This window comes from Streptomyces sp. 8P21H-1, from assembly GCF_013302945.1.
Genome location: NZ_JABTYA010000179.1, coordinates 1 through 2,705 on the forward strand (window position 1 = coordinate 1; position 2,705 = coordinate 2,705).

The following is a 2,705-nucleotide window of genomic DNA, read 5'->3' on the forward strand; positions in this document are numbered from 1 at the left end:
CGGTCGCGGGCTCCGTGCCCGCCGTGGCGGCCAGGACGGCCGAGGAACCCCTGCCGGTCCCGGACCCCGGGTCGGTCGCGGGTGGCGTGCCGTCCGCGGAACCCGCGCCTGCCACGGATCCGCTGCCTGTCGCGGAGGCCGGGACGACCACGGAACCCGCGCCGGTCCCGGAACCCGGGACGGTTGCGGAACCCGGGACGGTTGCGGAACCCGGGACGGTTGCGGAACCCGGGACGGTTGCGGACCCCGGGACGGTTGCGGACCCCGGGACGGTTGCGGGCCCCGGGACGGTTGCGGGCCCCGGGCCGGTCCCGGACGGTACGTCGACTGCGGACCCCACGCCTGCCACGGGGACCGGGACGACCACGAGGACTGGGGCCGGCACGGAACCCGTAGCGGAGGCGGAGCCCGGCCCGGTTGCGGCGGGTGCCGTGCCGGCGGCGGCGTCCGGTGCCGGGGCCGTGCAGGACGTGCGGTCCGTGGCCGTGCTCGACCGGGCCGACCGGGAGCGGCTGCTCGGGGGCGCCCACCACGATCCGCACTCCGTGCTCGGGGCCCACCCCGTGCCCGGCGGCGTGGTCTTCCGGGCACTGCGGCCGTACGCGCTCTCCGTGACCGTCGTCGCCGACGGACTGCGGGCCCCGCTGGACGACGAGGGCGACGGGTTCTTCTCCGCCGTGCTGCCGCTGCACGAGGTGCCTCCCTACCGGCTGTCCGTGGAGTACGAGGGGGCCGTGCACGACACCGAGGACGCGTACCGCTTCCTGCCCACGCTCGGCGACCTCGATCTGCACCTGTTCGGGGAGGGACGGCACGAGCAGCTCTGGAAGGTCCTCGGCGCGGAGCCGATGGAGCACCAGGGCGTGGCGGGCACCCGCTTCTCGGTCTGGGCGCCGAACGCCCGCGGTGTCCGGGTCGCCGGCACCTTCAACTTCTGGGACGCGACCGCGTTCCCGATGCGGTCGCTGGGCTCCTCCGGCGTGTGGGAGCTGTTCGCGCCCGGCGTCGGCGAGGGGGAGCTCTACAAGTTCGAGATCACCAAGCCCGACGGGACGAAGACGCTGCGCGCCGACCCGATGGCCCGGCGTACGGAGCTGCCGCCCGCCACGTCCTCCGTGATCCACTCCTCGCGCCACGAGTGGCAGGACCAGGAGTGGATGGCGCGCCGGGCCGAGCGGCCCGCGCACCAGGCCCCCTTCTCCGTGTACGAGCTGCACCTCGCGAGCTGGCGGCCGGGCCTGACCTACCGCGAGCTGGCCGAGCAGCTGCCCCGCTACATCTCCGACCTCGGCTTCACCCACGTGGAGCTGATGCCGGTCGCCGAACACCCCTTCGGCGGCTCCTGGGGCTACCAGGTCACCGGCTTCTACGCGCCCACCGCGCGACTGGGCACCCCGGACGACTTCAAGTACCTCGTCGACGCCCTGCACCGGGCCGGCATCGGCGTGATCATGGACTGGGTGCCCGCGCACTTCCCCCGGGACGAGTGGGCGCTGGCCGAGTTCGACGGGCGCCCGCTGTACGAGCACGAGGACCCGCTGCGGGCCGCGCACCCCGACTGGGGAACCCTGGAGTTCGACTACGGCCGGCGGGAGGTGCGCAACTTCCTCGTCGCCAACGCCGTGTACTGGTGCGAGGAGTTCCACATCGACGGGCTGCGGGTCGACGCCGTCGCCTCCATGCTCTACCTCGACTACTCGCGCGAGGCCGGGCAGTGGACGCCCAACGTCCACGGCGGCCGGGAGAACCTCGACGCGGTCGCCTTCCTCCAGGAGATGAACGCCACCGTCTACCGGCGCGAGCCGGGCGTCGTCACCATCGCCGAGGAGTCGACCGCCTGGGACGGTGTCACCCGGGCCACCCACCACATAGGGCCGGGCGGCTTCGGCGGCCTCGGGTTCGGGCTGAAGTGGAACATGGGGTGGATGCACGACTCGCTGGACTACGTCTCGCACGAGCCGGTACACCGCAAGTACCACCACCACGAGATGACGTTCTCGATGGTGTACGCGTACAGCGAGAACTACGTGCTGCCGATCTCCCACGACGAGGTCGTGCACGGCAAGCGGTCGCTGGTGTCGAAGATGCCCGGCGACTGGTGGCAGCAGCGCGCCACCCAGCGGGCCTATCTGGGCTTCATGTGGGCCCACCCCGGCAAGCAGCTCCTGTTCATGGGCCAGGAGTTCGCGCAGGGCGCCGAGTGGTCGGAGGCGCACGGTCCCGACTGGTGGCTCCTGGACCCGTCCTACGGGGCGGCCGCCGAGCACCGGGGGGTGCGGGACCTCGTCCGGGACCTCAACACCGTCTACCGGGACGCCCCGGCGCTCTGGGAGCTCGACACCGATCCCGCCGGGTTCGGGTGGGTCGCCGGGGACGCCGCCGAGGACAACGTCTTCGCGTTCCTGCGGCACGCCGCCGACGGGTCGCCGCTGCTGGCCGTCTCCAACTTCGCGCCGGTGGTGCGGCACGAGTACCGGCTGGGGGTGCCGGACGACGTGAACGCCTGGCACGAGGTGCTCAACACGGACGCGGAACGGTACGGCGGGAGCGGCGTCGGCAACGCCGACCCGGTCAAGCCGGACGATCTGGCCTGGCACGGGCGCCCGGCCAGCATCCGCCTGACGCTGCCGCCCCTGTCCACGGTGTGGCTGCGCCCGGCCTAGGTCCCTCGCGCCGGACGGGCCGGAGATCCGGCCCGTCCGGCG

At 73.4% G+C, this 2,705-nt stretch carries 1 protein-coding gene; it reads left to right on the forward strand.

All coding sequences use genetic code 11. The features are described 5' to 3' along the window. Nucleotides 1-470: 470 nt before the first annotated feature. Nucleotides 471-2,663, forward strand: a complete 2,193-nt coding sequence (gene glgB, locus HO151_RS03005; protein WP_368039400.1) for a 1,4-alpha-glucan branching enzyme — start codon at nucleotides 471-473, stop codon at nucleotides 2,661-2,663. Nucleotides 2,664-2,705: the final 42 nt, after the last annotated feature.